Genomic DNA, 25,253 nt, shown 5'->3' on the forward strand with positions numbered 1-25,253 from the left:
TGTGATGCAGAACAATCCTTTTCCTTATTCAAATACGGAAAAACGCTATCATACATTGAATTATCATCTTAGAGAACATTTCGGCCATAAGGTGTTTAAAGTGGCGCTAGACGGCGGCTTTGACTGTCCGAATCGGGACGGCACCGTTGCCCACGGCGGCTGTACATTTTGCAGTGCAGCAGGCTCAGGCGATTTTGCCGGAAACCGGGCCGATGATTTAATGACGCAATTTCACGACATCAAAAACCGCATGCACGAAAAATGGAAGGACGGCAAGTACATCGCTTATTTCCAGGCTTTCACAAACACGCACGCCCCGGTTGAGGTGCTTCGTGAGAAATTTGAATCCGTCCTCGCGCTTGATGATGTGGTCGGCATTTCGATCGCCACACGTCCGGACTGTCTGCCAGACGATGTCGTTGACTATTTGGCGGAACTGAACGAACGCACATATTTGTGGGTCGAACTTGGGCTTCAAACAGTTCATGAACGGACTGCTCTTCTCATCAACCGCGCACATGATTTTAACTGCTATGTGGAAGGCGTCAATAAGTTAAGAAAACACGGCATACGTGTATGCTCGCATATTATTAACGGACTGCCGTTGGAAGATCGGGACATGATGATGGAAACCGCTAAGGCCGTCGCAGATTTGGACGTCCAAGGCATTAAAATCCATCTGCTGCACCTATTGAAAGGCACGCCGATGGTCAAGCAATATGAAAAGGGAAAACTCGAATTCCTTTCACAAGATGAATATGTCCAGCTCGTCTGCGATCAGCTTGAAATCATTCCTCCGGAAATGATCGTGCACCGCATTACAGGTGACGGGCCGATTGAATTGATGGTCGGGCCAATGTGGAGCGTCAACAAATGGGAAGTGCTCGGCGCCATTCATAAAGAGCTTGAAAACCGCGGCAGCTATCAAGGAAAGTTGTTTCAACGAGTTCAGGAGGAATCAGCTTTATGATATTGAAAAAAATCCTTCCTTACAGCAAAGAACTGCTGAAAATGGCTGCCGGAGAAGGAGATATCGTCGTAGATGCCACGATGGGCAACGGACATGATACGCAGTTCTTAGCGGATCTCGTCGGTGAAAACGGCCATGTGTACGCATTCGACATCCAAGAATCAGCCGTGGCCAATACGAAGGAACGGCTTGGCGAGACATATCAAGCGAGAACAACGTTATTTCACAAAAGCCATGACAAAATCGCTGAATCCCTTTCGCCGGAAACACACGGCAAAGTGGCGGCCGCTGTGTTTAACCTCGGCTATCTCCCGGGCGGTGAAAAATCAGTTACGACGAACGGCCAGTCAACCATTAAAGCGATCGAACAGCTTCTCAGCGTTATGAAAGATGAGGGCTTGATTGTTCTGGTCGTCTATCATGGCCACCCTGAAGGCAAAGCTGAAAAAAACGATGTACTCGACTTTTGCCGAAGCTTGGATCAGCAAGCAGCCCGTGTGCTGACATATGGATTTATCAATCAGCAAAATGACCCGCCATTTATTGTCGCCATCGAAAAAAAAGCTCAAATCAGCAAATGATTTGAGCTTTTTTCTTTGAGTTTTTCACCCAGGCCATTTTTTGAAATTTTCGGTAGGCCCTGCCGTTGATATAAAAGAAAAAGGAGGTTTTTCCGCTTGCTTTGATCAGCTTCTTCGCGAGCCGCCCCATTTCCTTTTGGCCCGCCACTTTATCATCTGACAAATAAACGCCCAAAAGGCCGCGATTGATTAAACGATGGAAGTTTTCATGCGGAATGCCGTGCAAATGTTCATCGGCTTTTTGGATAAAATGCTCAAGCCGCTTCATCATTTCTTCATGCGACTCATAATACGAGCAGAAATTCAAGTCCCCTTCCAGCAAGTCTTCCTCCTGATCAATCAAATAATCGAGCAGAATGTGAAGGCCTTGTATATAAGGAAAATAACTATTGCGGATTTTTTTAGCGGTGTTTTCTGTAAAATCAGGCTGGAACGAATACGCAACAAGACAGAAAATGCCTAATGTAGAACCTGCACAAGCCGAAAACTCATACCATTCCATCTCAGGCAGCCCTGATTCATATTGAGTAAACCACTTCTCAAGCCTCGGAACACGCTCGTGCTCAATGACATGCTTATGCACCTGCAAATCGCAATAATAGCCGCACAGTTCCAGCAGATACGGTTTTATCATGTCATAGTGCTCAATGGAACCAAGAACACGCTGACACGTTTTGACCAGTTCATGTAAATATCCGCTGTCGTCCTGTTCTTCTCTGAATTGATAATAATTTTGCGGCTCCGCTCCCACTGTCAGCGCATCCTGCATTGAGGCGTGGAGCATCCGAAAGTCCCGCGGATCAAGCGATGTGCTGCGGTCGCACAGATTGTCCAGATAATCACTGATCGTTTGGTACGCGATAATAAACTCGACACATTTCTGTTTTTGATCGCCTGACAATAACGCCAGTATGCCGCCGCCTTCACAGTGAAACGTTTTGTCTCGAATACTTGCGGTTGCCTGTGCTTTTAATTCACTGTTATGAATAGATTCTGATTTTCGCTTCCATATGTCCAGCTCTTGATGAACGAGCGGAAAAATATCTCGATATACTTTTGCCATCAGTCCAAAAGGATGTTCCGGTACTGTCAACACATGCACCCCCAATTTATTCAAATATATTGATCAGTAAACGCTCTTGCTGCTTGAAAGACATCTTCTCTTTCGGGTTCATTAAATATTTCATGATAAAGCCCTTCCCACTCTCTGTACGCTTTATTATGGGAAGCTACACCATTAACCCACTTGATGACCATTGTTTTGTCAACAAGCTTATCGTCACCGGCCTGCATCACAAGAAGCGGCACTCTCAAAAACGCTTCTGTCGGCACCATTGCTGCCTCAATTGTTTTTAAAAGCTCTCTGTACCATCTGACAGAAACTTTCCTGACATATAACGAGTCATTTTGATCGGCCTCGATGACGTCCTCATTGCGCGTCGCCATATCAAGTGATAAACCTGAATCAACCCTAAGCGACGGGGCGATGACATTTAAACCTCTTGATGCAATATCAAGCGCTTTATTGACTTTCATTTGCAGTCCGAGACACGGTGATGATAAAATAATTCCCGTAATGCGGGGATTTCTTTGCTGTTTAAACCATTCAATCGCAATCAGGCCGCCCATGCTGTGGCCGAGAAGAAAAACCGGCAGCTCAAAGGTTCGTGCTTTATCTATCCAAGTATCTACTTCATCAATGTATTCTTGAAATGAGCGAATATGACCTCTGGCCCTTGTGGTTGTCCCCTGGCCCGGCAAGTCGCCCATGACAACGTGATAACCCGAAGATCTCCACATTTCAATCAGCCATTTATATCGTCCGTGATATTCACTTGCTCCGTGGATCATCACAATCACGGCAACAGGTCTATCTGCTTTCCAGGTCCACATGCTCTTCACCTCATACGAAATTTAAATAGAGAAAGAAGGATGAATACTATGATCTACCCTTATAAGGAACACACGCCAGATATCCACCCAACAGCCTTTATAGCTGATAATGCAGCAATAACCGGAGATGTCATTATCGGAGAACAGTCCAGCATTTGGTTTTCTGTTGTCATAAGGGGAGATGTCGCGCCTACCAGAATCGGAAACAGAGTCAATATCCAAGATCTAAGCTGTCTCCATCAAAGCCCGAATCGGACGCTTCTCATTGAAGATGACGCCACAATAGGCCATCAGGTTACACTTCATAGCGCTGTTATCCGCAAAAACGCCTTAATCGGCATGGGCTCAATCATCTTAGACGGAGCCGAAATTGGCGAAGGCGCCTTTATTGGTGCCGGGAGTCTTGTCCCGCCGGGAAAAACCATTCCGCCAGGCCATCTCGCCTTTGGCCGTCCTGCAAAAGTCATCCGCCCTTTGACGGAAGAAGACCGGCAAGATATGCAAAGAATACGGTCGGAATATGTAGCGAAGGGCCAATATTATAAATCACTTCAACAAACATAAGACCTGCTTCGTCTTACTTTACCATTTTTCAAATTATGTTTGAAAGCAATAACCATCGTTGACCCGGATGTAATGAGAGTTCGGGTATTGATTTTTCCATAAAACATTCACATATGGGATCAAACGTATGACTTTTATCTTATCATAAAACAAGATTCGCAACGTTAGCCAACCTGTTAAAAACATATGCCTATTCTTTCCTGTTCTTGATTTTCTATGAACACACAAAAAAAGAGCTCACTGGGAGCTCTTTTGGTCAACTGATATTTCGCTCGCTGGCAGCAGCCGCATTTTTCTTGTGGAAACCTTTAGCATAATAAACGGCAAGTAAAATGAGAAACCAAGTCCGACAATGACGGCTACTCTTGTATCGGGACTGTAAGCCATCAGAATAACGACAAATGCCAAACATGCCCCCCCACATTAAGGCAGTTTCTAAAGACATTAAAGGACTGTGCCTTTCTTCGAGTCAGCGGTGCAGGTTTGTTTTTGCCTGCTGCCTTTCCCGCTCGAAAAAAATGTAAATAAATTATTTTTCTGAATTCTTTGTGTGGATTGGGTAATCAATGATGATGAAAAAATATAGGAATAATAACAAGGCTTTCGACGAATCGAAAGCCTTGTCTGTTTATACAAAGATGACTTCTTTAGGCTGATGGTTCAGCTCTTCAGGCATATAGCGTTTTTCGATATTGATGCTGTGCCAGATCATAAAGATCAGTACAGTCCAGATTTTACGGCTGTTATCAGCCTTGTCCGCACAATGGTCTTCAAGAAGCTGAAGGACATAATCCTTGTGGATATAAGCATCCGTTTGGCTTTCCTGAATGATGTTCCGCACCCATTCGTTCATTTCGTTTTTCAGCCAATGACGGATCGGTACAGGGAAACCAAGCTTTTTGCGGTTTAATACGTGTTCAGGCACAATTCCTTCAGCGGCTTTGCGAAGAAGATATTTCGTTGTGCCGTTCTTCGTTTTCAGCTCATCAGGAATTTTTGAAGCCACATCAAATACAACTTTATCCAAGAATGGCACACGGAGTTCCAAGGAATTCGCCATCGTCATTTTATCGGCTTTTAACAAAATGTCCCCGCGCATCCATGTGTGGATATCGACATACTGCATTTTGTTGATATCGCTGTAGGAGCTGCTCTCGGTAAAGTAAGTCTTCGTCACATCGCGATATGAAAGGTTCGGATTGTAATGCTTCAGGAGCTGTTTTTTGACAGACTCTTCAAAGATCTTCGCGTTACCGATATAACGATCTTGGAGCGGCGTGCAGCCGCGTTCAAGCAGGCTCTTTCCTCTCATACCCTCAGGCATAACAGCCGCAACGTTCAGAAGCATCTTTTTCAGGCCGGACGGAATGCGTTCAAACGGTTTAAGGGATAGCGGTTCACGGTAAATGTTATATCCGCCGAAGAGCTCGTCCGCACCTTCTCCTGATAAGGCAACCGTTACATGTTTTTTCGCTTCTTTTGCAACAAAGTACAATGGAATCGCTGCCGGATCAGCAAGCGGATCATCAAAGTGCCATACGATCTTCGGAAGCTCGTTCATATATTCCTCAGGGGAAATGACTTTGCTGATATTTTCAATACCTAATGCCGCGGCAGTTTCTTTCGCTACATCAACTTCACTGAAGCCCTGCTGCTCAAAACCGACAGAGAATGTTTTTAAGCTCGGATGCAATTCCTTCGCAACGGATACAATAAAGGAAGAATCAATTCCGCCAGACAGGAATGAACCGACAGGAACATCACTTCTCATATGAACGTTTACAGAGTCATAGATCGCGTCTCTGACTTCTTTCACTAGCTTGTCTTCTTCTGTCTGAACAGGCTTGAAGTTCGCTTTGAAATACGTTTTGAATGAGATATCGCCATCCGGGCGGATTGTAAACTGTGAACCCGGCTCTACTTTTTTCACATTAGCATCAAGCGTGCTTGGTTCAGGAACAAATTGGAAAGACATGTACTGCTGCAATGCCTCTTTGTCTATTTCAATCTCATTCTGAGCAACCATTAAACTTTTTCTCTCTGAGGCAAAATAAACCTGATCATTACTCGTTGTGTAGTACAACGGCTTAATGCCGAACGGATCTCTGGCTCCATATAGCACATGATCGTTTTTATTCCAAATCAGAAAGGCAAACATCCCGCGGAGTTTGGACGCCGCTTCTTCTTTGTAGTGGCGATAAGTCGCAAGAAGAACTTCTGTGTCCGAATCTGTATTGAATGTATACCCCTTTGCTTCTAGTTCTTCTCTAAGTTCAATATAGTTATAGATTTCTCCGTTAAAGATAATCCAATAGGTTTCATCTTCATATGATAAAGGCTGTCCGCCATTTTCTACATCAATAATGCTGAGCCGTCTGAATCCGAATCCAACGTGCTCATCATGGAAATATCCATCACTGTCAGGACCGCGGTGAACGATCATTTGGTTCATTTGTTTGATTAGTTCTTCTTGATCAGCGGTTTGAGCTAACGGATGCTTGTTAAAAACCCCGACAAATCCACACATAGTATTGCCTCCATAATTAAAATTGTCATCATTGAACCCCTATTTATAGACGCTGTGAATAGGATTTGGTTTCACAGTTATATAAAAAAACAAACATGAATCCAACAACAAAAAAGGAAAGCCGCTTAACCAGTAAGCGGCTATAAAATTATTCTCCTAACGCTTCTTTGCGCAGCTGCTCCGCTTTGTCTGTGCGCTCCCACGGAAGATCAACATCGTGACGTCCAAAGTGGCCGTACGCAGCAGTTTGTTTGTAGATCGGACGGCGTAAATCAAGCATTTTGATAATGCCGGCAGGTCGTAAATCAAAGTTATTGCGAACAACTTCAATCAGTTTTTCTTCAGAAGCTTTTCCGGAACCGAATGTGTTGATTGAGATTGACACAGGCTGTGCAACACCGATCGCGTAAGCAAGCTGTACTTCGCAAGAATCAGCAAGCTCAGCCGCAACGATGTTTTTCGCAACGTATCTCGCTGCATAAGCAGCAGAACGGTCTACCTTTGTCGCATCCTTGCCTGAGAACGCGCCTCCGCCGTGGCGAGCATAGCCGCCGTACGTATCAACGATGATTTTGCGCCCTGTAAGTCCCGCATCCCCTTGAGGGCCTCCGATAACGAAACGTCCTGTAGGGTTGATGAAATATTTTGTTTCTTCATCAATCAGCTCTTTAGGAACAACCGGATTGATGACATGTTCTTTAATGTTGCGCTGGATTTGCTCAAGCGTAATTTCAGGGTGGTGCTGAGTTGAAATAACAATCGCGTCAATACGGACAGGTTTGTCATTTTCATCGTACTCAACCGTTACCTGTGTTTTGCCGTCAGGGCGAAGGTACGGAAGAATATCTTCTTTACGGACTTCACTTAGGCGGCGGGCCAATTTATGGGCAAGTGAAATCGGAAGAGGCATAAGCTCTTTCGTTTCGTTGCACGCATAACCGAACATTAAACCTTGGTCACCGGCACCGATCGCTTCGATTTCTTCATCGCTCATTGTGCCTTCACGGGCTTCAAGCGCTTGGTCTACACCCATCGCGATATCAGCAGACTGTTCGTCAATTGATGTTAAAACCGCACAAGTTTCCGCATCAAATCCGTATTTCGCACGTGTGTATCCGATTTCTTTAATGGTTTGGCGAACCGTTTTTGGAATGTCAACATACGTAGATGTTGTGATCTCCCCACTGACAAGAACCAACCCGGTTGTCACTGATGTTTCACAAGCAACACGCGCATTAGGGTCTTTCTTTAAAATTTCATCTAAGATGCTGTCAGAAATCTGGTCACAGATTTTATCCGGATGTCCCTCCGTAACAGATTCTGATGTAAATAAACGACGATTTTTACTCATGTTTTGCTTCCTCCTGCACAAGGCCTCCCGAAAGACCTTGTCTATATGATACGGAACTCGCTCCCTCTTATACAATGTAACGTTATATTAGAGAATGTTAATTGGCATATTTATGAAATAAAAAAACCTTTTCCATCGAGGAAAGGGTTTGGTCTTTGTGCCTTTCACTCTTATCGCTCAAGGAATCATACAACCTTGCAACAGGTTAGCACCTTGGTTGTCTCACATGGGTGAACATAATAATAACAGAGAAACCGGTTGCTGGGCTTCATAGGGCCTGTCCCTCCGCCAGCTCGGGATAAGAGTATCCGCTCAATGAAATATCTTATCGTAAAAGGGTTTGCAATGTCAATATGATTCAGAAGAAATAGGCACCTATATCAAGGGAAAACAATGGAAACGCACACACAAAAAACGATAAATAGTATAGACTATTCGAAAATATATGTTATACTAATTCACAATTAGCAAAACACAAATAAACGATAAAGGAAGGTTTCATATGAACTCAGTTGATTTAACCGCTGATTTACAAGCTTTATTAACAAGTTCAAATGTGTGTCATAATTTATCAGCAGCACAGCTTACAGAAAAAGTACTGTCCCGAAACGAAGGCATTTTAACATCCACAGGTGCCGTTCGGGCGACAACAGGCGCTTACACAGGACGTTCACCGAAGGACAAATTCATCGTGGAGGAAGAAAACACGAAACATAAGATCGATTGGGGTACGGTGAATCAGCCGATTTCAGAAGAAGCGTTTGACCGGCTGTACACGAAAGTTGTCAGCTATTTGAAACAGCGGGATGAGCTGTTTGTTTTTGAAGGATTCGCCGGAGCAGATGAAACATACAGACTGCCGATCACCGTCGTCAATGAATTCGCATGGCATAATTTATTCGCCAGACAGCTGTTTATCCGCCCGGAAGGCAATGACAAGAAAACAGTTGAACAGCCGTTTACCATTCTTTCTGCCCCGCATTTCAAAGCGGACCCAAAAACAGACGGCACACATTCCGAAACATTTATTATTGTCTCTTTTGAAAAGCGTACGATTTTAATCGGCGGAACAGAGTATGCGGGAGAAATGAAAAAATCCATTTTCTCCATTATGAATTTCCTGCTTCCTGAAAGAGATATTCTATCTATGCACTGCTCCGCCAATGTCGGTGAAAAAGGCGATGTCGCCCTTTTCTTCGGATTGTCTGGAACAGGCAAGACCACCCTTTCGGCCGATGCTGACCGCAAACTGATCGGCGACGATGAACACGGCTGGTCTGACACAGGCGTCTTTAACATCGAAGGCGGATGCTACGCCAAATGCATTCATTTAAGCGAAGAAAAAGAGCCTCAAATCTTTAACGCAATCCGCTTCGGGTCTGTTCTTGAAAATGTTGTAGTGGATGAAGAGACACGTGAAGCCAATTATGATGATTCCTTCTATACCGAAAACACGCGGGCGGCTTACCCGATTCATATGATTGACAATATCGTCACACCAAGCATAGCGGGCCATCCTTCAGCCATTGTATTTTTGACGGCTGATGCATTCGGAGTCCTGCCGCCCATCAGCAAACTGACGAAGGAGCAGGCGATGTACCATTTCTTGAGCGGTTATACGAGCAAGCTTGCCGGAACCGAACGCGGTGTGACGTCTCCTGAAACGACGTTCTCCACATGCTTCGGCTCACCATTCCTGCCGCTTCCTGCTCATGTCTATGCTGAAATGCTCGGCAACAAAATCGATGAACACGGCGCAGACGTTTTCTTGGTCAATACCGGCTGGACCGGCGGCGGCTACGGCACAGGCGAACGTATGAAGCTTTCTTATACGAGAGCGATGGTCAAGGCGGCGATTGAAGGCAAATTGGAGGATGCAGAAATGACGACTGACGATATTTTCGGCCTGCACATTCCGGTTCACGTTCCCTGCGTTCCTGATCATATCCTTCAGCCTGAAAACACTTGGAACAACAAGAAAGAATTCAGAGAAAAAGCGGTCAGCCTCGCACATGAATTCAAAGAGAACTTTAAAAAGTTCGCACATACAGATGCCATTGCACAGGCAGGCGGCCCTCTCGTTTAAAAAGCAAAAGCCAAGAGCAATTACGCTCTTGGCTTGTTTTAATTGACGGAATACAGAGACGTCAGCTTGTACGTAATGATAGTCCGGCCGTCTTCCCAATGAAGCTTCTGCACTTCTGCCGTGCCTGACTTTTCGCCGAACTTTGTTTTACGCACATCCATCGGAATCTCCATCGGATACACACGGTATCCGTCTTTCTCTAACGTGAATATATTTTCATCTATGCGAACTTCTTTTCCTTTTGTCACAATCAGTGTATTAAATTCAACAGGCATTCCCAAATTGAAATCCCCTTTCGTTCTCTTTTTTCTTCATCATACCATATTTCATCGTCAGCGGTTTTTCATCCATTGTGTCAGCTGCCGCACGATACGCCGGTTTTCTTTTGGCGGAAAATAATGTGTGAATGTACTGTAGTACCACGTCTCCACCGGCTTATGCAGCTGTTTGAGCTTCTCTTCAAATAAATAGGAATGCTGAATTGAAACGTTTTGGTCTTTTTCTCCATGGATTAACAGCACGGGCGCTTGGATTTTGTTTATCTGGCCAAACGGCGTTCTCCATTTATATTCCTCAGGCACCTTTTTCGGTGTTCCCCCGATGACTCTTTTCATCATTCGCCGTAAATCTTTCCGCTCCTCATATGTAAGAATCATATCGCTGACGCCTCCCCAGGAAACAAATGAAGCTGCATGCCGCCCCATTTCAATCGCAGTGAGCATCCCCATAATGCCGCCGCGGGAAAAACCGAAAATATGGATTCTGTCCTTCTTGACATTCGGATGCTGCTGAAGCAGGTGAAAAGCAGAAAAAGCATCCTCTCTGTCTTCTCCGGCAAAGTCTTCATTCCCCTCGCCTCCTTGATTTCCTCTGTAAAAAGGAGCAAACACAACGAACCCTTGGGACGCAAACTGGATGATCCGGCCCGGCCGAACCATGCCCACATTTTTAATCCCGCCGCGCAAATATAAAAATCCGTCATATTGTCCCGGTGCTACCGGCTCAGCCAGAAGCCCCTTTACCCGTAAGCCATTCGAAAGATAGCAGATCGTATACAGACGCACATGCTGGCTTGGCGACGGAAATCTTCTTTTCTCAACAATCAAAGCAGCCGCCTCCTTTTTTCTATATGCTTTCCTTACTCCACATTTACATCCAGAGAACCTGATTAGGCATTCACACATTTTTATACCCATCATACGATATGTAAAGCAAAAAAGGCTATGAACTTGATGCTAAATAAGGAGGTTGTCTATGTGAATAAATGGTTAAGGCTGGGCTGCGCCTGTGTCGGCAGCATCTTTCTGATGATTGCTCTGGCGGCTTGCAAGCAGGAGGAAACACTCACCAAAGTCAAAGTAGCGGAAGTGACCCATTCAATTTTTTACGCGCCTCTGTATGTTGCAGAGTCAAAAGGATTTTTTAAGGAAGAAGGGCTTGATGTCAATGTCAGCACGACATGGGGCGGCGACAAAACGATGACATCGCTTCTATCAAACGGCTCCGACATCGCCCTTGTCGGGTCAGAAACATCTATTTATGTCGATGCGCAAGGAGCAAAAGACCCCGTCATTAATTTCGCCCAGCTGACTCAGACAGATGGAACGTTTCTTGTCGCGAAAGAAGATGCTGAACACTTCGACTGGGATCAGCTGAAAGGAAAAACGTTTCTCGGACAGAGAAAAGGCGGCATGCCGCAAATGGTCGGCGAGTATGTACTGAACAAACATAAGATTGACCCTCATAAGGATATTGATCTCATCCAGAACATAGATTTCGCCAATATCGCCAATGCATTTGCTTCTGGAACAGGCGAGTATGTACAGCTCTTTGAACCGCAAGCTTCTCTCTTTGAGAAAAAAGGCATCGGCCATATTGTGGCTTCATTCGGAGAGGAATCAGGCCAGGTTCCGTATACGACTTTTATGGCGAAACAAAGCTACCTGAAGAAACATGAAGACACAGCCGTCAAGTTTACAAAAGCCATTTATAAGGCGCAGCAGTGGGTGGAAAATCACTCTGCGAAGGACATCACGGAAGCCATTAAAGATGAATTTGATGACACCGATCCTGAAGTCATCGAAACATCAATTGAACGCTATAAAAAGCAGGATTCGTATTCGCCAGACCCCCTGCTCAACGAAAAAGAATGGGAGCGGCTCCAAACCATTATGGATGAATCGGGAGAACTGCCGAAGCGCATTCCATACCATCAACTTGTAAATAAAAAAATTGCCGAAAAAGTCACCTCGGAAGAAAAATAGGAGGCCCATCTATGTCTTTCTTACATGTCGACCATGTAACCCATACTTATTTTTCTATCAAAGAAAAAACGACAGCCGTGCGTGATATTCATTTCGATGCCGAAAAAGGTGATTTCATCTCATTTCTCGGCCCAAGCGGCTGCGGAAAAACAACACTGCTTTCCATTATCGCCGGCCTGATAGAGCCATCGGAAGGCAGAGTTCTGATTGAAGGCCGGGAGCCTAATCAAAAAGAACATAACATCGGCTATATGCTTCAGCAGGATTACTTATTTCCCTGGAAATCCATCGAGGAAAATGTGCTTCTCGGTTTAAAAGTCGCCGACGCGTTGACAGAAGAAAGCAAGGCCGCTGCACTCGGTCTATTGTCTAAGTTTGGTCTCACAGATGTGGAGAAAAAATATCCGAAAGAGCTGTCGGGCGGGATGCGCCAGCGGGCCGCGCTTGCAAGGACTCTTGCCCCAAATCCAAGTCTGCTTTTGCTCGATGAGCCATTTTCCGCGCTTGATTTTCAGACAAAGCTGTCACTTGAAAACCTGGTTTTCCGCACATTAAAGGATTATCAAAAAACAGCAGTGCTTGTCACTCATGATATTGGAGAAGCGATAGCAATGAGCGATACAATTTTTTTATTTTCAAATCAGCCGGGCACCATCCATCAGATTTTTAACACTCCTAAAGAATTGGCCGCAATGATGCCCTTTGACGCCCGTCAAGAGCCATCTTTCCAAACGCTATTTCAAACGATATGGAAGGAGCTGAATACTCTTGAGAAACAGCAAAGAAACGATTGATCTCCTTCACGATCAATATCGATTCAAGCAGAAAAAGGAAAAATGGAATGTCCATTCCTTTCAGCTTGCCATATTTATTCTCTTTTTCTCGGGGTGGGAAATCTCCAGCAGGCTCAGCTGGATCGACCCGCTGATCTTCAGCGCCCCGTCTTCTGTATGGAACTTATTGCTGGAAAAGCTCGGTGACGGGTCTTTATTGTCCCATATCGGTGTCACTTTATGTGAAACGGTGCTTGGCTTTTTGCTTGGAACGTTTATGGGCACGTGCCTTGCGGCTTTGTTATGGTGGTCCAACCGGCTTGCCAGGATTTTAGATCCGTATCTTGTTATTTTGAATGCAATGCCGAAAGTGGCGCTGGGCCCGATTCTGATTGTCGCACTCGGCCCCAGTTTGATCAGCATTATTGCGATGGGGGCCATCATCAGCGTGATTATCACAACCATCGTTGTATACACCGCCTTCCAGGAGATTGACGAAAACTATATAAAAGTCATGAAAACATTTGGCGCAAAGAAATGGACCATTTTTAAAGAAGTGATTCTGCCCGCATCCTCCCCTGCCATTATTTCAACACTGAAAGTAAACGTCGGTTTATCATGGGTTGGCGTCATTGTAGGGGAATTCCTTGTTTCCAAGATCGGATTAGGATATATGATTATTTACGGTTTTCAAGTTTTCAATTTTACGCTCGTCTTCTTAAGCCTGCTGATCATCGCCGTATTCGCCACTTTGATGTATCAGGGCGTAGAGCTGCTGGAAAAGAAATGGACGAAAGGCAGGACATAAAAAACCCGGCACAAGTGCCGGGTTTTCAGCGTGTCGACAAACCCTCGCATTCGTTGTCAGTCCTGCGCGTTGGTGCTCACGAATTACTACATTCGCTGCGCTCCAATGCTCGTTCTTCCTAGACTTCAAAGGTTTTCAATCACGCTGAAAAGATGACAAAGTCATAAAACGAAAACCGTTTTATGACTTTGTCATCAATCTGAAACCCGGCACAAGTGCCGGGTTTTCATTCAATCCATCCAGTTTCTTTCAGTTTTTTCAAACTGATCGGAAGAACGGAATCCTTCATGATAAAGCTGAATTTTTTATTGCGGGAAAGGTTTTCCGGAAGCTCATGAAACAAAACCGGGCCTTTCGTTTCAAAGTAATCAGCTTGCTTTTCAAGCTTTTCTATATCTGCAAAATATATATTTTTCACAATCACTTTTTCTTTACCGAGAACTTTATACTGTCCGAGGTACTTGAGGCTTTTCACTCTCGCACCCGTCTCTTCCTTCACTTCCCGGAGCGCCGCCTCTTCTGCGCACTCCATCGGCTCTACTTTCCCGCCTGGAAACTCATAGCCTCTGTCCTCATGTTCTGTTAAAAGCCATTTGCCGCCAAAACGGCAAATCACCCAGACGTGCTTCGGGCTGTCCGAGAAAGGCTGATCGTCAAAGGAAAGCTGAACAGTATTCTGATAATAATCTTTAAACTCGTACATGTTTATCCCTCAAATCCGTTCCTAGCTATCTTCCATACATCATACCACAGTTATGTTTCTTCGGAAGCCCTTTATCAAAAAATAAGGGAAGCCCAGCGCGCCATCAGGGTCTAAAAAAACAGACAGATTAGCTCGTACAGGTTTTTGCCGTGTCTTTTGCCAGAATGTGCAACTGACGCTCTGGGCTTTATTATGGCCTGTGAATAGTTAAAAGTTACGGTTTGCGCTTGAATTTATTTTTTAACGTGTCTAAAAGATCGACAAGCATCTGAGGAACAGGTATGCCGAGAGAACTGGCTGTCACTACAATTTGCACAGATTCATAAAGAATATAAAACATGATTGCCAAGTCACGTATTGACCCCTGTGCATTCAGCAGCTGATCAAAAAAGTGGCAAACAGAGATCAGAGCCAGCGTGACTAGTTTTTTGACAAGCCGGGCAAATACCTTTTTAAACACCAACTTGTGAATAATCGATTCCTTCAAGGTCGTACTGATAAATTCAATTGCCATAAGAGAGAGCAAAATCAGGAATGAATACTGAAAACCGCCAAAGAAAAAACCCGCTGCCGAAACGCTGACTGTTAAAAACGAAAAGATGCCAAAGTCTCTATCCATTTATCCCAACATCCTTTCACAGAAACGGCCTTACCATATTCTATGGAAAACAGGCCGAACGGATTGGATTTTTCAGAAAAATGGACTGGTTGTCGCCTATTTTTTTCAGATACAACATCAAAAGCCGGACGTCTATATATAAGACATCCGGCCTTTCTTTTTTGCATTTATCCCAGATAAGCTTTCAGCATCCAGTTGTGTTTTTCAATATTTTGATGGATCGCAAGCAGCATATCCCCTGTTGTTTCGTCACCGACTTCATCAGCTAAATCCATGCCGCTTTTCAGCTCTTCCGCGATGACAGTGAAATCATCATATACGCTCTGAACCATTTGTTCAGCTGTTTCATTTCCTTCCGCTTCTTTTACAGAAGCCGTTTCCAAGGATTCCTTCATCGTCGCAATCGGTTTTCCGTTCAGCGCCAAAAGACGCTCTGCCAAATCATCGATATAAGTGGCTGTTTCATTATACAACTCTTCAAACTTTTCATGAAGAGTGAAGAAATCTTTCCCTTTCACATACCAATGATAATTATGTAGTTTCACATACATGACGGTCCAGTTGGCGACTTGTTTGTTCACTGCTTGAATCAATTGTTCTGACATGATTATCTTCCTCCTTGTTTATATGAATATGTATACCCTCTATATCGTACGCTAAAACCTCTTTTTTACCCTTATCTGTCATGATTTGCTTTCCTATGCTACAATTGTTAAAAAACGGGAGGTAGAATGTCATGGCGCTTCTCATTACGGTAAGTATATTGATTGTGCTGGCTGTTTTGCTTGTAACCATTTGGACCACAGTAAAAGCCTACAATGTAAAGCACACCATCGATCCTCCGCAAGAACCAAACTCTGATTCAAACAGTCAATGATCGTGTGAATGCTCGTCTTTAGACTGATTGCCGGCAGCACCGGCGTCCCCGACTTGGACTTTTATGGTCGGCATGCTATGCTGTTTTTTTGCTGTGACATGGGATTGAACAGTGTATATCCCATCTTCCTTAAACGTTGTTTCCAATCGGTACACGCCTTTTTCTTGCTTTGCTTTAAACATGTGGCTGGCGTCTTTTTCTCCTTCTTTCCACACTTCAAACTCCACTTCATCGGCGTCCGTCACCGTTTCGTCACCATATGATACCGCTGCTTCATATGCGGCACTTTCTCCGGGATTTACTTTTTCAGGGCCGGTCAGCTTGACATCCAACACCTCAGGCGTCTCAGCTGCAGTGTTTGCTTTGGTTTCACCAGATCCGCAGCCACTAAGCAAAAAAGCAGAAAAAAGCAGAACAACTAACCTCTTTTTCATGCCATCACCCTTCTTTCATCGTTTACTTAAATAGTAGCAAACGCTTACAGTAAATGGTACATAAAAAATGATACGTCACAAAAAAGACCTTTTTGCATAAGCGCAAAAAGGTCTTTTTATCTTTATCCAAATACTTTCAGCAATTCTTCTTTATCCTGAGACAGCCAGAAACGCATGAAACGTTTAGCGCCTTCCAGATCATGAAGCTTCGCTTGGCCGCACTGCTTTTCATTCGCAGCCGGAATTTCGGTAATCTCTACCGCTTCCTTCATTGTGTCTTCAAGAAGATCAACAATTTCCTCTGGTGACGGTTCTCCGCTCACAACAAGATAATAGCCGGTTTGGCAGCCCATTGGAGAAATATCAATGATATCAAAATGATCGTATTTCTCAGCGTGAGAACGAATCGTGAACGCGAGCAAATGCTCAAGTGTATGAATAGTGTCAGGCTTCATCGCCTGTTTATTCGGCTGGCAAAAACGAATATCAAATTTATTTACAACGCCGTCTGTTCCTACTTTATGCACGCCGCAATGTCTTACGTATGGAGCAACAACAGCATTATGATCTAGCTCAAAACTTTCTACTGAAGGCATAATGGCACTCTCCTCTTTTAAAAATGTAATTTCATTATAACATAGCGTTCCGATAAGAATGATCGAATAACTTTTCAATTTGCGTTTTTTTTCTTATACTGGCATCAGAAAGGTTGCTGAAGACATATGAAAACCCTATTTATCACTCTGATTAGAGGATATCAAAAATTCATCTCGCCGCTAACACCGCCAACATGCCGCTTCTATCCGACTTGTTCCCAGTATGGAATTGAAGCATTGAAAACGCACGGCGCTTTAAAAGGCGGATGGCTGACCATCAAACGGATTATGAAATGCCACCCGCTCCATCCGGGAGGAGTCGATCCCGTTCCTGAAAAGAAACGAAAACATTAATCGGTATAGCCGTTTACAATAAGATCCAATTTCCCTGTTTCAGGATCAATAACTAGGCCATGGACTGGAACATTTTCTGGAAACAGCGGATGATGTTTAATAACGTGTACACTGTCTTTCACACTTGCTTCTACTGAATCAAAGCTTTTAAACCATTGATCAAAGTCAACACCGGAGTACTTTAATGTATTGATGCGTTCTTCGGAAATTCCTCTTTCTTTGATTCTTTTCAGCATGCTCTCACTGCTGATTTTGCTCATTCCGCAATCGTGATGCCCAATCACACATACCTCATCGGCGTTCAGCTCATACACTGCGACGAGCAAACTTCTCATAATGCTTCCGAATGGATGTGTCACAAGCGCACCGGCACTTTTAATGATTTTCACATCACCGTTTCTCATATTCATTGAATGCGGAAGCAATTCGACCAAACGAGTATCCATGCAAGAAAGAATCGCCATTTTTTTATCTGGAAATTTTGAAGTTTGATATTTTTCATAATCTCTTTGTTCAGTAAATGTCTTGTTAAATTCGAGAATATCATTTAGTAGGCTCATCGCTTGTTGATCCTTTCTGGTCTTTTTACTCTTCAATATATCACAGGATTTGGCTTTTCGTCATCTTATCGAAATCAACCCGCGCATGAAAAAAGGCAAACCCTCAGGTCTGCCTCATTTCCCCATGTTATAGCGTTTTTTGAACTGCTCCACTCTTCCGCCTTTTTCATTAAATTTCTGACGGCCTGTATAAAACGGATGCGTGTCAGAGCTGACCTCTACTTTAATGACCGGATATGTGTTTCCGTCTTCCCACTCTGCCGTTTCATTAGAGGTTTTAGTAGAGGTGCTGAGAAAACGGTAGCCGCTGTTGACATCCTGAAAAATGACCTTGTGGTTCTTTGGATGAATTCCTTCTTTCATATCTATCTCCTTCTTTCAAATCGTAATAATTACGTTTTATTTTATATCTTCACAAACATTTTGTCAATCTTCTTACATCCTTCCCTGTGTTTCCATATCGTAAACCTCCTGGCATTGAAGAATAGGAAGAATAATCTAAACGAGGAAGCAAATAATAAACCCAAAATACATACAGAACGTCTTTTGAGAAAGGTGGTTTACGATTGTGGATGATTTAGTATTGGCCAGAAGCCTCTTTGGCACGACAATGGGCTTTCATATCATTTTTGCAACACTAGGGGTCGGTCTGCCGCTCATGATATTAGTGGCTGAATTGGTCTATCAAAAAACGAAAGATGACCATTATGCGATCATGGCGAAAAGGTGGACAAAAGCACAAGCCGTTTTGCTTGGGGTTGCCATACCGACCGGGACGATTGCGGGCACCCAGCTCGCGCTGCTATGGCCGGGATTTATGGAAGTCATCGGCCGAGTCATGTCCCTGCCGTTTCAAATTGAGATTTATGCTTTTTTTGTGGAAGCCCTATTCATGTCGATCTATGTATACGCCGCAGACCGCTTGTCGCCGGCTATGAGGATTGTTGCCGTTTTCTTTGTGTTAGTCGGAGCGGCAGCGTCAGCTGTTCTCATCACGAATGTTCACGCCTTTGAAGGCACGCCTGCTGGTTTCAAAATGGAAAATGGAAACATTACTGATGTTGATCCGTGGGCCGCGTTTTTCAACCCGAGTTTTTTTGTCACCGCCGGCCATGTCGTCGTGTCCGCGTTTATGACAGGGGCCTTTATCGTCGCTTCTGTCGCCGCATACAAGATGATCCGGTCGCAAAAAAAGGAAAACATCTATCGCTTTCACCGGAAAGCGCTTTTGCTTTCATTGACAATCGGCGGTATTTTTTCATTGGTGACAGCATTGAACGGCCACGAATCAGCTCAGATGCTGCACGAATACCAGCCCGAAAAATTAGCCGCGGCCGAAGGTTTGTTTGAAACAACGTCTCACGCCCCGCTTGCGATCGGCGGTTTCACCGATCCGAATGAAGAAAAAGTAAAATGGGCCATCGAAATTCCATGGGCGTTAAGCTTTTTGGCAGCCGACCGTTTTGACACTGTTGTAAAAGGATTGAATGCGTTTCCAAAAGACGAATGGCCGCCGCTGTTCGTTCACACGCTGTTTAATGCGATGGTCGGAGTTGGTATGCTGCTTATTCTCTATTCCATTATCGGTATCGTATGGAAAAAGGTGCTCAAGAAAGACCGTTTCCCAACGTGGCTTTTGGTCATTTTTATGACGGCAGGCCCTTTTAGCATTATCGGCATTGAATTCGGCTGGATTTTCGCCTGTACGGGAAGGCAGCCATGGGTCATCTATCACCTCCAGAAAACATCGGATGTCGTGACGACGACCGGCTCGATCGGAATTCTTTTCTTATTTTTCACATTCGTTTACGCCGTGTTGGGCGCTGCAGTCGTTTATGTGCTGCTGTACTATTTCCGCAAACACCCGGTCGACGAAGATTTAAATGCAACGGAGTCGTAACGATTCCGGACACAGGAAACCAAACGGAAGGAAGATCAACATATGGACATTACAACTGACGCTCTGATCGCCATCTCAATTATCTGGGGCTTTGTGTTTATCTACGCCGTTATGGCGACAATGGATTTCGGAGCGGGATTTTGGTCTATGATCTATTTAAACAAGGAGCACATGAAGGCGACCGATATTGCGAACCGATTTCTGTCTCCTACTTGGGAAGTCACAAACGTTTTTATTGTGGCCATCGTCGTGGCTCTTTTCAGCTTTTTTCCCGGCGCGACATTTGTGCTCGGAACCGTTTTATTAATTCCCGGCAGCATGATTTTACTGCTTTTAGCGATCCGAAGCGGCTTTCTCGTTTTTTCAAACACAGCGAAAGAACGAAAAACCCTGCGATATATTTCCGGTATCTCGGGTTTTCTCATACCTGCTATTTTAATTCTGGTCCTTCCTGTGACACACGGAGGGTTTATAGAAAAAACGGACGGAATTTACAACTTGAATATGTCTAAAATCTTTTCAAGCCCGAACGCCTATTCATTCATCGGGTTTGCGATTTTAACCACTCTGTTCTTATCCTCGCTGCTGCTTGCTGATTTTTCAAATGTGGCGGAGGAACAGGATGCGTACCGCGCTTACAGAAAAAGCGCCTTAATTACCGGCCCGATTTCACTCCTATTTGCAGTATGCATTATGCTGACATTGCGAAATGAAGCAAACTGGCTGTATAGCGGAATGATGAATGATCTCACATGGATTATCGCATCCTTTATTACATTTGTCATTGCGGGTGTCGCTCTTTTTCTGCCTAATAAAAGCTTTAGCCAAAACATCGGAAAGCCGCGGCTTGCACTTGTCGCGATTGCAGTACAGTATTTTCTCGCCAGCTATGCGTACGGGCGGGCGCATCTTCCGTACATGATTTACCCTGATGTGACAATCATGTCGGGATTTACAGAGCCGGCAACGTTTAGAGCGCTGTTTGCGACATATATCGTTGCATTTATCATCCTCTTTCCCGGTTTCTTTTTCTTCTGGAAAATGTTTATGAAGGATAAGCGTTATATCCGCCAAGAGGAATAGAGGACAAGTTAGCCGGTCATACTAAGCCAGAACCTTTAATAAGGAGGGGATGGCATGGAGCAGAAAATTCTGTGCGAAGTCAACAACTGTACTTATTGGGGCAAAGGAAACAAATGCACTGCTGATGCCATTTATGTGGTCAGCCATACGGGTGAAACAGCTGATAACAGCCGGGAAACGGACTGCAAAACGTTTAAGCCGCATGATTTGTAATCACAAGAAAGAGCTGCGTCAGCCAGCTCTTTCTTTTCGCATGTTCAGTGTTCTTATCTTTTTTGTCATGACCCCGTTTGCAGGTGAGAACAATAAAGCGCCTGCATACCATACACCTGTCATGGCTGCCATCGCTCCGGAAATCGAAACATTCAGCCATGTTGCAAAGAAGTAGCCCATAACTGCCGACAGCCCTCCAATCACGGCGCTGAGGATCAGCATATATAGAAGCCGGTCTGTCAGCAAATGAGCCGCAGCTGGCGGGACAATCAGCATGGCCACAACCAATACAGCCCCCACCGAATCAAAGGAAGCCACGGTCGTGAGTGAGAGCATGCCCATTTGCACATAATGAATCAGCAACACAGGTATACCGAGCGCTAAAGCCATTTGCGGATCAAACGAAGCGATTTTGAACTCCTTATAGCACACACTGATCAACACTACATTTAGAACCAAAACAGATGCAAGCATCCAAAACGCTTTCGGCCCGATGTCAGATCCGAATACCGTGATGGTATTCCACGGCACAAAAGCGATTTCCCCCATTAACGAGTGCTCAATATCAAGATGGACATTCGCTCCATACATAGAAAGCAAAATCACGCCCACCGCAAATAAAGATGTAAAAACAACGCCTATCGCGGCATCAGATTGAACCCCCTTGCTGTGGAGTAGCTGAACCAAAAATGCCGTTAACAGTCCAGATAAGGCCGCGCCAATTAACATGGGTATCCCATCAAGACTTCCTGTCACAAGAAAAGCACCGACAATGCCCAGCAACACTGTATGGCTGATCGCGTCGGCCAGCATCGCCATTCTTCTCAACACGAGAAAGGTGCCGATCAGCGCGCAGCTTACACCGACTAATATACCAGTAGCTATAATCCACGCTTCAAAACTCATTTGCGATCTGTCCCTTCTCTGAATCAGGAGACGCCTTTTGAAGCTCAGGCATCCGTCCATACAGCTTTAAAAGTGAAAAAAGCCGCTCTCTCGTTTCCTCAGGCAAACGATCCGGATCAAAATGCTCCTGATCAATTTCTATATTCGCAAGCTCCATTTCATGCATGAGGTACACCTCATACATTCGATGCTTTAAAGCGATGTGATAGCCTTTTTCTATTCCGGCTCGTGTCATTTGCCAAAGTCCCTTTTCTTTACGCACGATGCATCCCTCTTTTTCCAAATCATTCAATACCTTATGGCATAATGAAGGGGATAGCCGTCTTTTCTTTCTTACACCTTCAGCCGTTACGTCAAGACCGTTCTGTTCATACTGCTCATAAATTGTCAGCAGCACCTGATCCCGGCATGTTTTGCGCCGCAGTCTAATCAGCCTTATTGTTTTTGCTGCCAATCCCCGCTTCGGCGCGCAAATCATTGAAAATAGAAAAATCGCTGTTGCTGATATGATCATTAATGGCCCTGTCGCCATACCCTTCATCGTCGTGCTAAGCAAGGTTCCGGCTGCGCCGCTTACACCGCCTATGAGACCGGCAATGACTATCATTCCTGTTAATCGCTCGGTCCAATATCTTGCGGCTATGGCAGGCGTAATCAGCATAGCCGCCATTAATATCACACCGACGGTCTGAAGCCCGATAACAACAGCACAGACGATCAGGCAAGCCAGAAGCCCGTTTAAAAAACGCACAGGCATTCCTAATCCCTTTGCAAACGCAAGATCAAAAGTAATGAATGTAAACTCCTTAAAGAAAACAATACAAAGGAGCAATAAAACTGCGGATACCCCCGCAATCAGGATGATATCCTGCCTGACCAATGAAGCCGCCTGGCCGAATAAAAAAGAATCAAGCCCGCTTTGGCTCCCCGCTCCCTGCTGCTGAATATATGTCAGCAATATGATTCCGACGCCAAAAAACACAGAGAGAACGATCCCGATCGCCGAGTCCTCTTTTGTTTTTGAAAGCCGCGGAATCAGCTGAATGCACCACATTCCAAGGAGCCCGGCAAGTGCTGCCCCAAGCAAAAGGAACGGCAATGATTTTTGCCCGGTAAACAGAAAAGCGAGACACACTCCCGGCAGAGCTGAATGGGCCATCGCATCGCCGATTAAACTTTGCTTTCTCAACAGCACAAAGCTGCCTAAAACCCCGCTTGCCGCCCCGAGTAAAAGCGTACCCGCCAGCACCCACTGTGTATTCGGATGCTGGAGCTGCAGCCACAAACTTTCAAACAATGCGCTCACCCCTTCTGCTCTTCTGCCAGCACTTTATCTTTTAAAAACGCCAGCTTTCCTCCATACGTTTTTTGCAGGTTTTCGATCGTAAATACGTTTTTCGCCGGTCCGAAAGCGATCTTTCTTAGATGAAGCAAGAGGATCCAATCGAAATATTCCTCTGCAGTCTGCAGATCATGGTGGACGACAAGCACTGTTTTTCCTTTTTCTTTAAGGTCTGCCATAAGCGTCATAATTGCCCGCTCCGTTGCTGCATCAACACCGGCAAACGGTTCATCCATAAAATAAATGTCAGCGTCCTGGCATAGCGCCCGGGCAAGAAACACCCGCTGCTGCTGGCCTCCTGAGAGCTGGCTGATCTGCCTTTTCGCATAATCAAGCATCCCGACTTTTTCTAAAGCGGCTTGCGCTAATTCAACATCAGCTTTTTTTGGCCTTTTCAATAAACCAATCCGCCCGTATCGTCCCATCAGTACGACATCAAGCGCGTTTGTGGGAAAATCCCAGTCAACCGATCCGCGCTGCGGAACATATCCGATTCTTGTCCGCTGATTCTGATAATCTTTGCCGTAAATAGAGATGTCTCCTGAAGCCCGGGGCACAAGACCGAGAATGGTTTTAATCAAGGTTGATTTTCCCGCGCCGTTTGGACCGATAATGCCAATTAGTTTTCCTTCAGGCACTTGCAGTGAAATGTCCTGCAGAACCGGCTTTTTATGATATGCGACCGTTACATTCTCGAGCTCAACAGGGAACATATTCTTCACCCCTTTTCTTTATTTAAGCGCTTTGGTAATGGTATTGATATTGTGGCGGAACATCCCTTGGTATGTGCTTTCTTTTGTCCCCTTTTCACCCATGGCATCCGAGTAGAGCTGGCCGCCGATCGTGACTGTATGGCCTTTTTCTTTAGCGCCTTCCACCACTGCATTTATTGATTTTTCAGATACGCTGCTTTCGATAAAAACCGCTTTTATATGTTTTTCTGTCAGGAGATCGACCAGCTCCTGCACGTCCTTCAATCCGTAATCAGAATCTGTGCTTAACCCCTGGAGGCCTTTCACTTGAAATCCATACTCTTTCCCAAAGTACGCAAAAGCATCGTGAGCGGTGACCAGCACACGGCTTTTCTCCGGAATGTTTGCAATCTCCTGACGTGACCACTTATCTAAATATTCCAAATCCTTTTTGTACTCTTTGGCATTTTTCTTAAAATCTTCCGCGTGCTCAGGCATCGCTTTGCTGAATTGCACTTCGATTTCATCCACCGCATAGATCCATAACGGAATGCTGAACCAAACGTGCGGATCAAACGTTTTGCCTTCTCCCGCAGAAATAAGCTTGTTTTTCGGTATTGCCTCAGTAACTGCTGCTGCTTGTTTTTGTTCGCCGATCTTTTTGAGAATGTCCTCCATTTTTCCTTCCAAATGCAATCCGCTGTACAGGACAACATCGGCTGACATTAATTTTTTCGTGTCACCTTGTGACGCTTTATAAAGATGCGGATCGACTCCCGGTCCCATTAAAGCGTTAACCTTCACATGTTTTCCTCCGATGTTTTCGGCTGCATCGGCAATTTGGGATGTTGTTGCCGTTACCTGCAGGCGCTGGTCGGCGCTTTTTCCCGCTGAATCAACCCCGCATCCCGTTAAAGCAAAGCAGGCCAAAAGCACTGCTGCCATCAGTCCCTGTTTCATATTTTCCCTCCTCTTTGCCATCAATGTCCGGTGGTATTATTTTATGTTTTGATTTCTTAGACATGTGACATTAAATTAGACAAAAGCATATTTTATTTAGATAGGACAAAAAGTTTCCTCAGTGCAAAATTATCGCGTTTGTCCATTTTTGTCAAGTGCAATTTTGCATATAAAAAAACCGGCTGGGTTAGCAGCCG

The 25,253-nt window shown here is 44.8% G+C and carries 29 protein-coding genes, 1 pseudogene and 1 riboswitch; of the genes and pseudogenes, 12 read left to right on the forward strand and 18 right to left on the reverse strand.

The genetic code is table 11. The annotated features are described in order from the left end of the window. Position 1 precedes the first annotated feature (1 nt). Positions 2-970: a TIGR01212 family radical SAM protein gene (locus SC79_RS09455; protein ID WP_039074826.1), complete on the forward strand. Its 969-nt coding sequence runs from the start codon at positions 2-4 to the stop codon at positions 968-970. Next, positions 967-1,551: a class I SAM-dependent methyltransferase gene (locus SC79_RS09460; RefSeq protein ID WP_039074827.1), complete on the forward strand. Its 585-nt coding sequence runs from the start codon at positions 967-969 to the stop codon at positions 1,549-1,551. Before SC79_RS09455 ends, SC79_RS09460 begins: the two co-directional genes overlap by 4 nt. On the opposite strand, the gene tbcS is transcribed toward SC79_RS09460, so the two are convergent. Beyond that, on the reverse strand, positions 1,541-2,644 hold the full coding sequence (gene tbcS / locus SC79_RS09465; RefSeq protein ID WP_039074828.1) for a tetraprenyl-beta-curcumene synthase: 1,104 nt from the start codon (positions 2,642-2,644) through the stop codon (positions 1,541-1,543). The genes SC79_RS09460 and tbcS overlap by 11 nt on opposite strands. A 20-nt stretch (positions 2,645-2,664) precedes the next feature. Continuing rightward, entirely contained in the window at positions 2,665-3,444 is a 780-nt protein-coding gene (ytpA, locus tag SC79_RS09470; protein WP_039074829.1) for a phospholipase YtpA, read from the reverse strand. Positions 3,445-3,492: 48 nt separating this feature from the next. Here ytpA and SC79_RS09475 point away from each other — a divergent pair, with 48 nt between their 5' ends. Next, positions 3,493-4,008 (forward strand): gamma carbonic anhydrase, encoded by a 516-nt coding sequence (locus SC79_RS09475; protein ID WP_039074830.1) that lies wholly within the window; start codon positions 3,493-3,495, stop codon positions 4,006-4,008. A 256-nt stretch (positions 4,009-4,264) separates the two neighbouring features. Here SC79_RS09475 and SC79_RS20530 read toward each other — a convergent pair. From SC79_RS20530 to metK, 3 genes and pseudogenes are all read right to left on the reverse strand, one after another. After that, positions 4,265-4,422: pseudogene (locus SC79_RS20530) on the reverse strand (amino acid permease); the annotation flags it as partial. Between the two features lie 214 nt (positions 4,423-4,636). After that, a complete protein-coding gene (gene asnB, locus SC79_RS09480) occupies positions 4,637-6,535 on the reverse strand; it encodes an asparagine synthase (glutamine-hydrolyzing) (protein ID WP_039074831.1) in 1,899 nt (632 codons plus the stop codon). 148 nt (positions 6,536-6,683) lie between these two features. Continuing rightward, positions 6,684-7,886 carry a methionine adenosyltransferase gene (gene metK, locus SC79_RS09485; protein ID WP_039074832.1) on the reverse strand — a complete coding sequence of 401 codons (1,203 nt, stop codon included), beginning with the start codon at positions 7,884-7,886 and terminating at the stop codon, positions 6,684-6,686. Between the two features lie 167 nt (positions 7,887-8,053). Beyond that, positions 8,054-8,191: riboswitch (SAM riboswitch) on the reverse strand. A 197-nt stretch (positions 8,192-8,388) separates the two neighbouring features. On the opposite strand from metK, the gene pckA reads away from it, so the two are divergent. Next, complete coding sequence (pckA, locus tag SC79_RS09490; RefSeq protein WP_039074833.1) at positions 8,389-9,972, forward strand: phosphoenolpyruvate carboxykinase (ATP); 1,584 nt, start codon at positions 8,389-8,391, stop codon at positions 9,970-9,972. Positions 9,973-10,010: 38 nt separating this feature from the next. On the opposite strand, the gene SC79_RS09495 is transcribed toward pckA, so the two are convergent. Together SC79_RS09495 and SC79_RS09500 are read right to left on the reverse strand one after the other, a co-directional pair. Further along, a complete protein-coding gene (locus SC79_RS09495; RefSeq protein WP_039074834.1) occupies positions 10,011-10,253 on the reverse strand; it encodes a DUF2584 domain-containing protein in 243 nt (80 codons plus the stop codon). A gap of 51 nt (positions 10,254-10,304) precedes the next feature. Continuing rightward, complete coding sequence (locus SC79_RS09500) at positions 10,305-11,078, reverse strand: alpha/beta hydrolase family protein (protein ID WP_010329510.1); 774 nt, start codon at positions 11,076-11,078, stop codon at positions 10,305-10,307. A 150-nt stretch (positions 11,079-11,228) separates the two neighbouring features. Between SC79_RS09500 and SC79_RS09505 the strand changes: the two genes are divergently transcribed. The 3 genes from SC79_RS09505 to SC79_RS09515 are packed head-to-tail and all read left to right on the forward strand — an operon-like array spanning position 11,229 to position 13,817. After that, entirely contained in the window at positions 11,229-12,236 is a 1,008-nt protein-coding gene (locus SC79_RS09505) for an ABC transporter substrate-binding protein (RefSeq protein WP_039074835.1), read from the forward strand. A gap of 11 nt (positions 12,237-12,247) precedes the next feature. Next, complete coding sequence (locus SC79_RS09510; RefSeq protein WP_039074836.1) at positions 12,248-13,030, forward strand: ABC transporter ATP-binding protein; 783 nt, start codon at positions 12,248-12,250, stop codon at positions 13,028-13,030. Next, positions 13,005-13,817: an ABC transporter permease gene (locus SC79_RS09515; protein ID WP_039074837.1), complete on the forward strand. Its 813-nt coding sequence runs from the start codon at positions 13,005-13,007 to the stop codon at positions 13,815-13,817. The genes SC79_RS09510 and SC79_RS09515 overlap by 26 nt, the downstream gene beginning before the upstream one ends. 226 nt (positions 13,818-14,043) lie before the next feature. On the opposite strand, the gene ytkD is transcribed toward SC79_RS09515, so the two are convergent. The 3 genes from ytkD to SC79_RS09530 form a co-directional block, all read right to left on the reverse strand. Continuing rightward, complete coding sequence (ytkD, locus tag SC79_RS09520) at positions 14,044-14,520, reverse strand: RNA deprotection pyrophosphohydrolase (RefSeq protein ID WP_010329506.1); 477 nt, start codon at positions 14,518-14,520, stop codon at positions 14,044-14,046. Between the two features lie 214 nt (positions 14,521-14,734). Then, a complete protein-coding gene (locus tag SC79_RS09525) occupies positions 14,735-15,139 on the reverse strand; it encodes a phage holin family protein (protein WP_010329505.1) in 405 nt (134 codons plus the stop codon). A gap of 167 nt (positions 15,140-15,306) precedes the next feature. After that, positions 15,307-15,744, reverse strand: coding sequence for a Dps family protein (locus tag SC79_RS09530; protein WP_010329504.1), 438 nt, complete (start codon positions 15,742-15,744; stop codon positions 15,307-15,309). A 131-nt stretch (positions 15,745-15,875) separates the two neighbouring features. On the opposite strand from SC79_RS09530, the gene ytzI reads away from it, so the two are divergent. Then, positions 15,876-16,016: a YtzI protein gene (ytzI, locus tag SC79_RS09535; RefSeq protein WP_039074838.1), complete on the forward strand. Its 141-nt coding sequence runs from the start codon at positions 15,876-15,878 to the stop codon at positions 16,014-16,016. Here the strand turns inward: ytzI and SC79_RS09540 are convergent. Both SC79_RS09540 and SC79_RS09545 read right to left on the reverse strand, forming a co-directional pair. Further along, positions 16,010-16,450, reverse strand: coding sequence for a FixH family protein (locus SC79_RS09540; protein ID WP_039074839.1), 441 nt, complete (start codon positions 16,448-16,450; stop codon positions 16,010-16,012). The two genes, ytzI and SC79_RS09540, sit on opposite strands and share 7 nt — an antisense overlap. A gap of 122 nt (positions 16,451-16,572) precedes the next feature. After that, complete coding sequence (locus SC79_RS09545; protein ID WP_010329501.1) at positions 16,573-17,046, reverse strand: S-ribosylhomocysteine lyase; 474 nt, start codon at positions 17,044-17,046, stop codon at positions 16,573-16,575. A 126-nt stretch (positions 17,047-17,172) separates the two neighbouring features. On the opposite strand from SC79_RS09545, the gene yidD reads away from it, so the two are divergent. After that, complete coding sequence (gene yidD, locus SC79_RS09550; protein ID WP_010329500.1) at positions 17,173-17,400, forward strand: membrane protein insertion efficiency factor YidD; 228 nt, start codon at positions 17,173-17,175, stop codon at positions 17,398-17,400. On the opposite strand, the gene SC79_RS09555 is transcribed toward yidD, so the two are convergent. Beyond that, positions 17,397-17,960 (reverse strand): beta-class carbonic anhydrase, encoded by a 564-nt coding sequence (locus SC79_RS09555; RefSeq protein ID WP_039074840.1) that lies wholly within the window; start codon positions 17,958-17,960, stop codon positions 17,397-17,399. The genes yidD and SC79_RS09555 overlap by 4 nt on opposite strands. A 114-nt stretch (positions 17,961-18,074) precedes the next feature. Continuing rightward, complete coding sequence (locus SC79_RS09560; protein WP_003219346.1) at positions 18,075-18,323, reverse strand: type B 50S ribosomal protein L31; 249 nt, start codon at positions 18,321-18,323, stop codon at positions 18,075-18,077. 205 nt (positions 18,324-18,528) lie between these two features. Between SC79_RS09560 and SC79_RS09565 the strand changes: the two genes are divergently transcribed. Genes SC79_RS09565 through SC79_RS20020 form a run of 3 tightly spaced genes read left to right on the forward strand, consistent with a single transcriptional unit; the run spans position 18,529 to position 21,156 of the window. Beyond that, entirely contained in the window at positions 18,529-19,860 is a 1,332-nt protein-coding gene (locus SC79_RS09565) for a cytochrome ubiquinol oxidase subunit I (protein ID WP_039074841.1), read from the forward strand. 42 nt (positions 19,861-19,902) lie between these two features. Next, on the forward strand, positions 19,903-20,943 hold the full coding sequence (locus SC79_RS09570; protein WP_039074842.1) for a cytochrome d ubiquinol oxidase subunit II: 1,041 nt from the start codon (positions 19,903-19,905) through the stop codon (positions 20,941-20,943). 54 nt (positions 20,944-20,997) lie between these two features. Next, the gene (locus SC79_RS20020; RefSeq protein ID WP_010329496.1) at positions 20,998-21,156 is read left to right on the forward strand and encodes a DUF1540 domain-containing protein; all 159 of its coding nucleotides are present in this window, start codon (positions 20,998-21,000) and stop codon (positions 21,154-21,156) included. An 18-nt stretch (positions 21,157-21,174) separates the two neighbouring features. Here the strand turns inward: SC79_RS20020 and SC79_RS09575 are convergent, their stop codons facing one another. The 4 genes from SC79_RS09575 to SC79_RS09590 are packed head-to-tail and all read right to left on the reverse strand — an operon-like array spanning position 21,175 to position 25,056. Beyond that, positions 21,175-22,062, reverse strand: a complete 888-nt coding sequence (locus SC79_RS09575; RefSeq protein WP_039074843.1) for a metal ABC transporter permease — start codon at positions 22,060-22,062, stop codon at positions 21,175-21,177. Then, positions 22,052-23,359 (reverse strand): metal ABC transporter permease, encoded by a 1,308-nt coding sequence (locus SC79_RS09580; protein WP_039074844.1) that lies wholly within the window; start codon positions 23,357-23,359, stop codon positions 22,052-22,054. The genes SC79_RS09575 and SC79_RS09580 overlap by 11 nt, the downstream gene beginning before the upstream one ends. A gap of 5 nt (positions 23,360-23,364) precedes the next feature. Then, positions 23,365-24,117 carry a metal ABC transporter ATP-binding protein gene (locus SC79_RS09585; protein ID WP_039074845.1) on the reverse strand — a complete coding sequence of 251 codons (753 nt, stop codon included), beginning with the start codon at positions 24,115-24,117 and terminating at the stop codon, positions 23,365-23,367. Positions 24,118-24,135: 18 nt separating this feature from the next. Continuing rightward, complete coding sequence (locus SC79_RS09590) at positions 24,136-25,056, reverse strand: metal ABC transporter solute-binding protein, Zn/Mn family (protein ID WP_039074846.1); 921 nt, start codon at positions 25,054-25,056, stop codon at positions 24,136-24,138. Positions 25,057-25,253: the final 197 nt, after the last annotated feature.

The sequence above is a fragment of the Bacillus sp. MSP13 genome, assembly GCF_000815295.1.
In the GTDB taxonomy this organism is placed as follows: domain Bacteria; phylum Bacillota; class Bacilli; order Bacillales; family Bacillaceae; genus Bacillus; species Bacillus vallismortis.

What these genes read in the sequence shown, in the direction of transcription:
- metK (WP_039074832.1), bottom strand. Translation starts at nt 7,886, where the DNA reads ATGAGTAAAAATCGTCGTTTATTTACATCAGAATCTGTTACGGAGGGA.
- ytkD (WP_010329506.1), bottom strand. Translation starts at nt 14,520, where the DNA reads ATGTACGAGTTTAAAGATTATTATCAGAATACTGTTCAGCTTTCCTTT.
- SC79_RS09570 (WP_039074842.1), top strand. Translation starts at nt 19,903, where the DNA reads ATGGACATTACAACTGACGCTCTGATCGCCATCTCAATTATCTGGGGC.
- SC79_RS09510 (WP_039074836.1), top strand. Translation starts at nt 12,248, where the DNA reads ATGTCTTTCTTACATGTCGACCATGTAACCCATACTTATTTTTCTATC.
- SC79_RS09590 (WP_039074846.1), bottom strand. Translation starts at nt 25,056, where the DNA reads ATGAAACAGGGACTGATGGCAGCAGTGCTTTTGGCCTGCTTTGCTTTA.
- SC79_RS20020 (WP_010329496.1), top strand. Translation starts at nt 20,998, where the DNA reads ATGGAGCAGAAAATTCTGTGCGAAGTCAACAACTGTACTTATTGGGGC.
- asnB (WP_039074831.1), bottom strand. Translation starts at nt 6,535, where the DNA reads ATGTGTGGATTTGTCGGGGTTTTTAACAAGCATCCGTTAGCTCAAACC.
- SC79_RS09560 (WP_003219346.1), bottom strand. Translation starts at nt 18,323, where the DNA reads ATGAAAGAAGGAATTCATCCAAAGAACCACAAGGTCATTTTTCAGGAT.
- yidD (WP_010329500.1), top strand. Translation starts at nt 17,173, where the DNA reads ATGAAAACCCTATTTATCACTCTGATTAGAGGATATCAAAAATTCATC.
- SC79_RS09545 (WP_010329501.1), bottom strand. Translation starts at nt 17,046, where the DNA reads ATGCCTTCAGTAGAAAGTTTTGAGCTAGATCATAATGCTGTTGTTGCT.
- SC79_RS09540 (WP_039074839.1), bottom strand. Translation starts at nt 16,450, where the DNA reads ATGAAAAAGAGGTTAGTTGTTCTGCTTTTTTCTGCTTTTTTGCTTAGT.
- SC79_RS09460 (WP_039074827.1), top strand. Translation starts at nt 967, where the DNA reads ATGATATTGAAAAAAATCCTTCCTTACAGCAAAGAACTGCTGAAAATG.
- SC79_RS09585 (WP_039074845.1), bottom strand. Translation starts at nt 24,117, where the DNA reads ATGTTCCCTGTTGAGCTCGAGAATGTAACGGTCGCATATCATAAAAAG.
- SC79_RS09475 (WP_039074830.1), top strand. Translation starts at nt 3,493, where the DNA reads ATGATCTACCCTTATAAGGAACACACGCCAGATATCCACCCAACAGCC.
- SC79_RS09525 (WP_010329505.1), bottom strand. Translation starts at nt 15,139, where the DNA reads ATGGATAGAGACTTTGGCATCTTTTCGTTTTTAACAGTCAGCGTTTCG.
- ytpA (WP_039074829.1), bottom strand. Translation starts at nt 3,444, where the DNA reads ATGTGGACCTGGAAAGCAGATAGACCTGTTGCCGTGATTGTGATGATC.
- SC79_RS09530 (WP_010329504.1), bottom strand. Translation starts at nt 15,744, where the DNA reads ATGTCAGAACAATTGATTCAAGCAGTGAACAAACAAGTCGCCAACTGG.
- SC79_RS09555 (WP_039074840.1), bottom strand. Translation starts at nt 17,960, where the DNA reads ATGAGCCTACTAAATGATATTCTCGAATTTAACAAGACATTTACTGAA.
- pckA (WP_039074833.1), top strand. Translation starts at nt 8,389, where the DNA reads ATGAACTCAGTTGATTTAACCGCTGATTTACAAGCTTTATTAACAAGT.
- SC79_RS09575 (WP_039074843.1), bottom strand. Translation starts at nt 22,062, where the DNA reads ATGAGTTTTGAAGCGTGGATTATAGCTACTGGTATATTAGTCGGTGTA.
- ytzI (WP_039074838.1), top strand. Translation starts at nt 15,876, where the DNA reads ATGGCGCTTCTCATTACGGTAAGTATATTGATTGTGCTGGCTGTTTTG.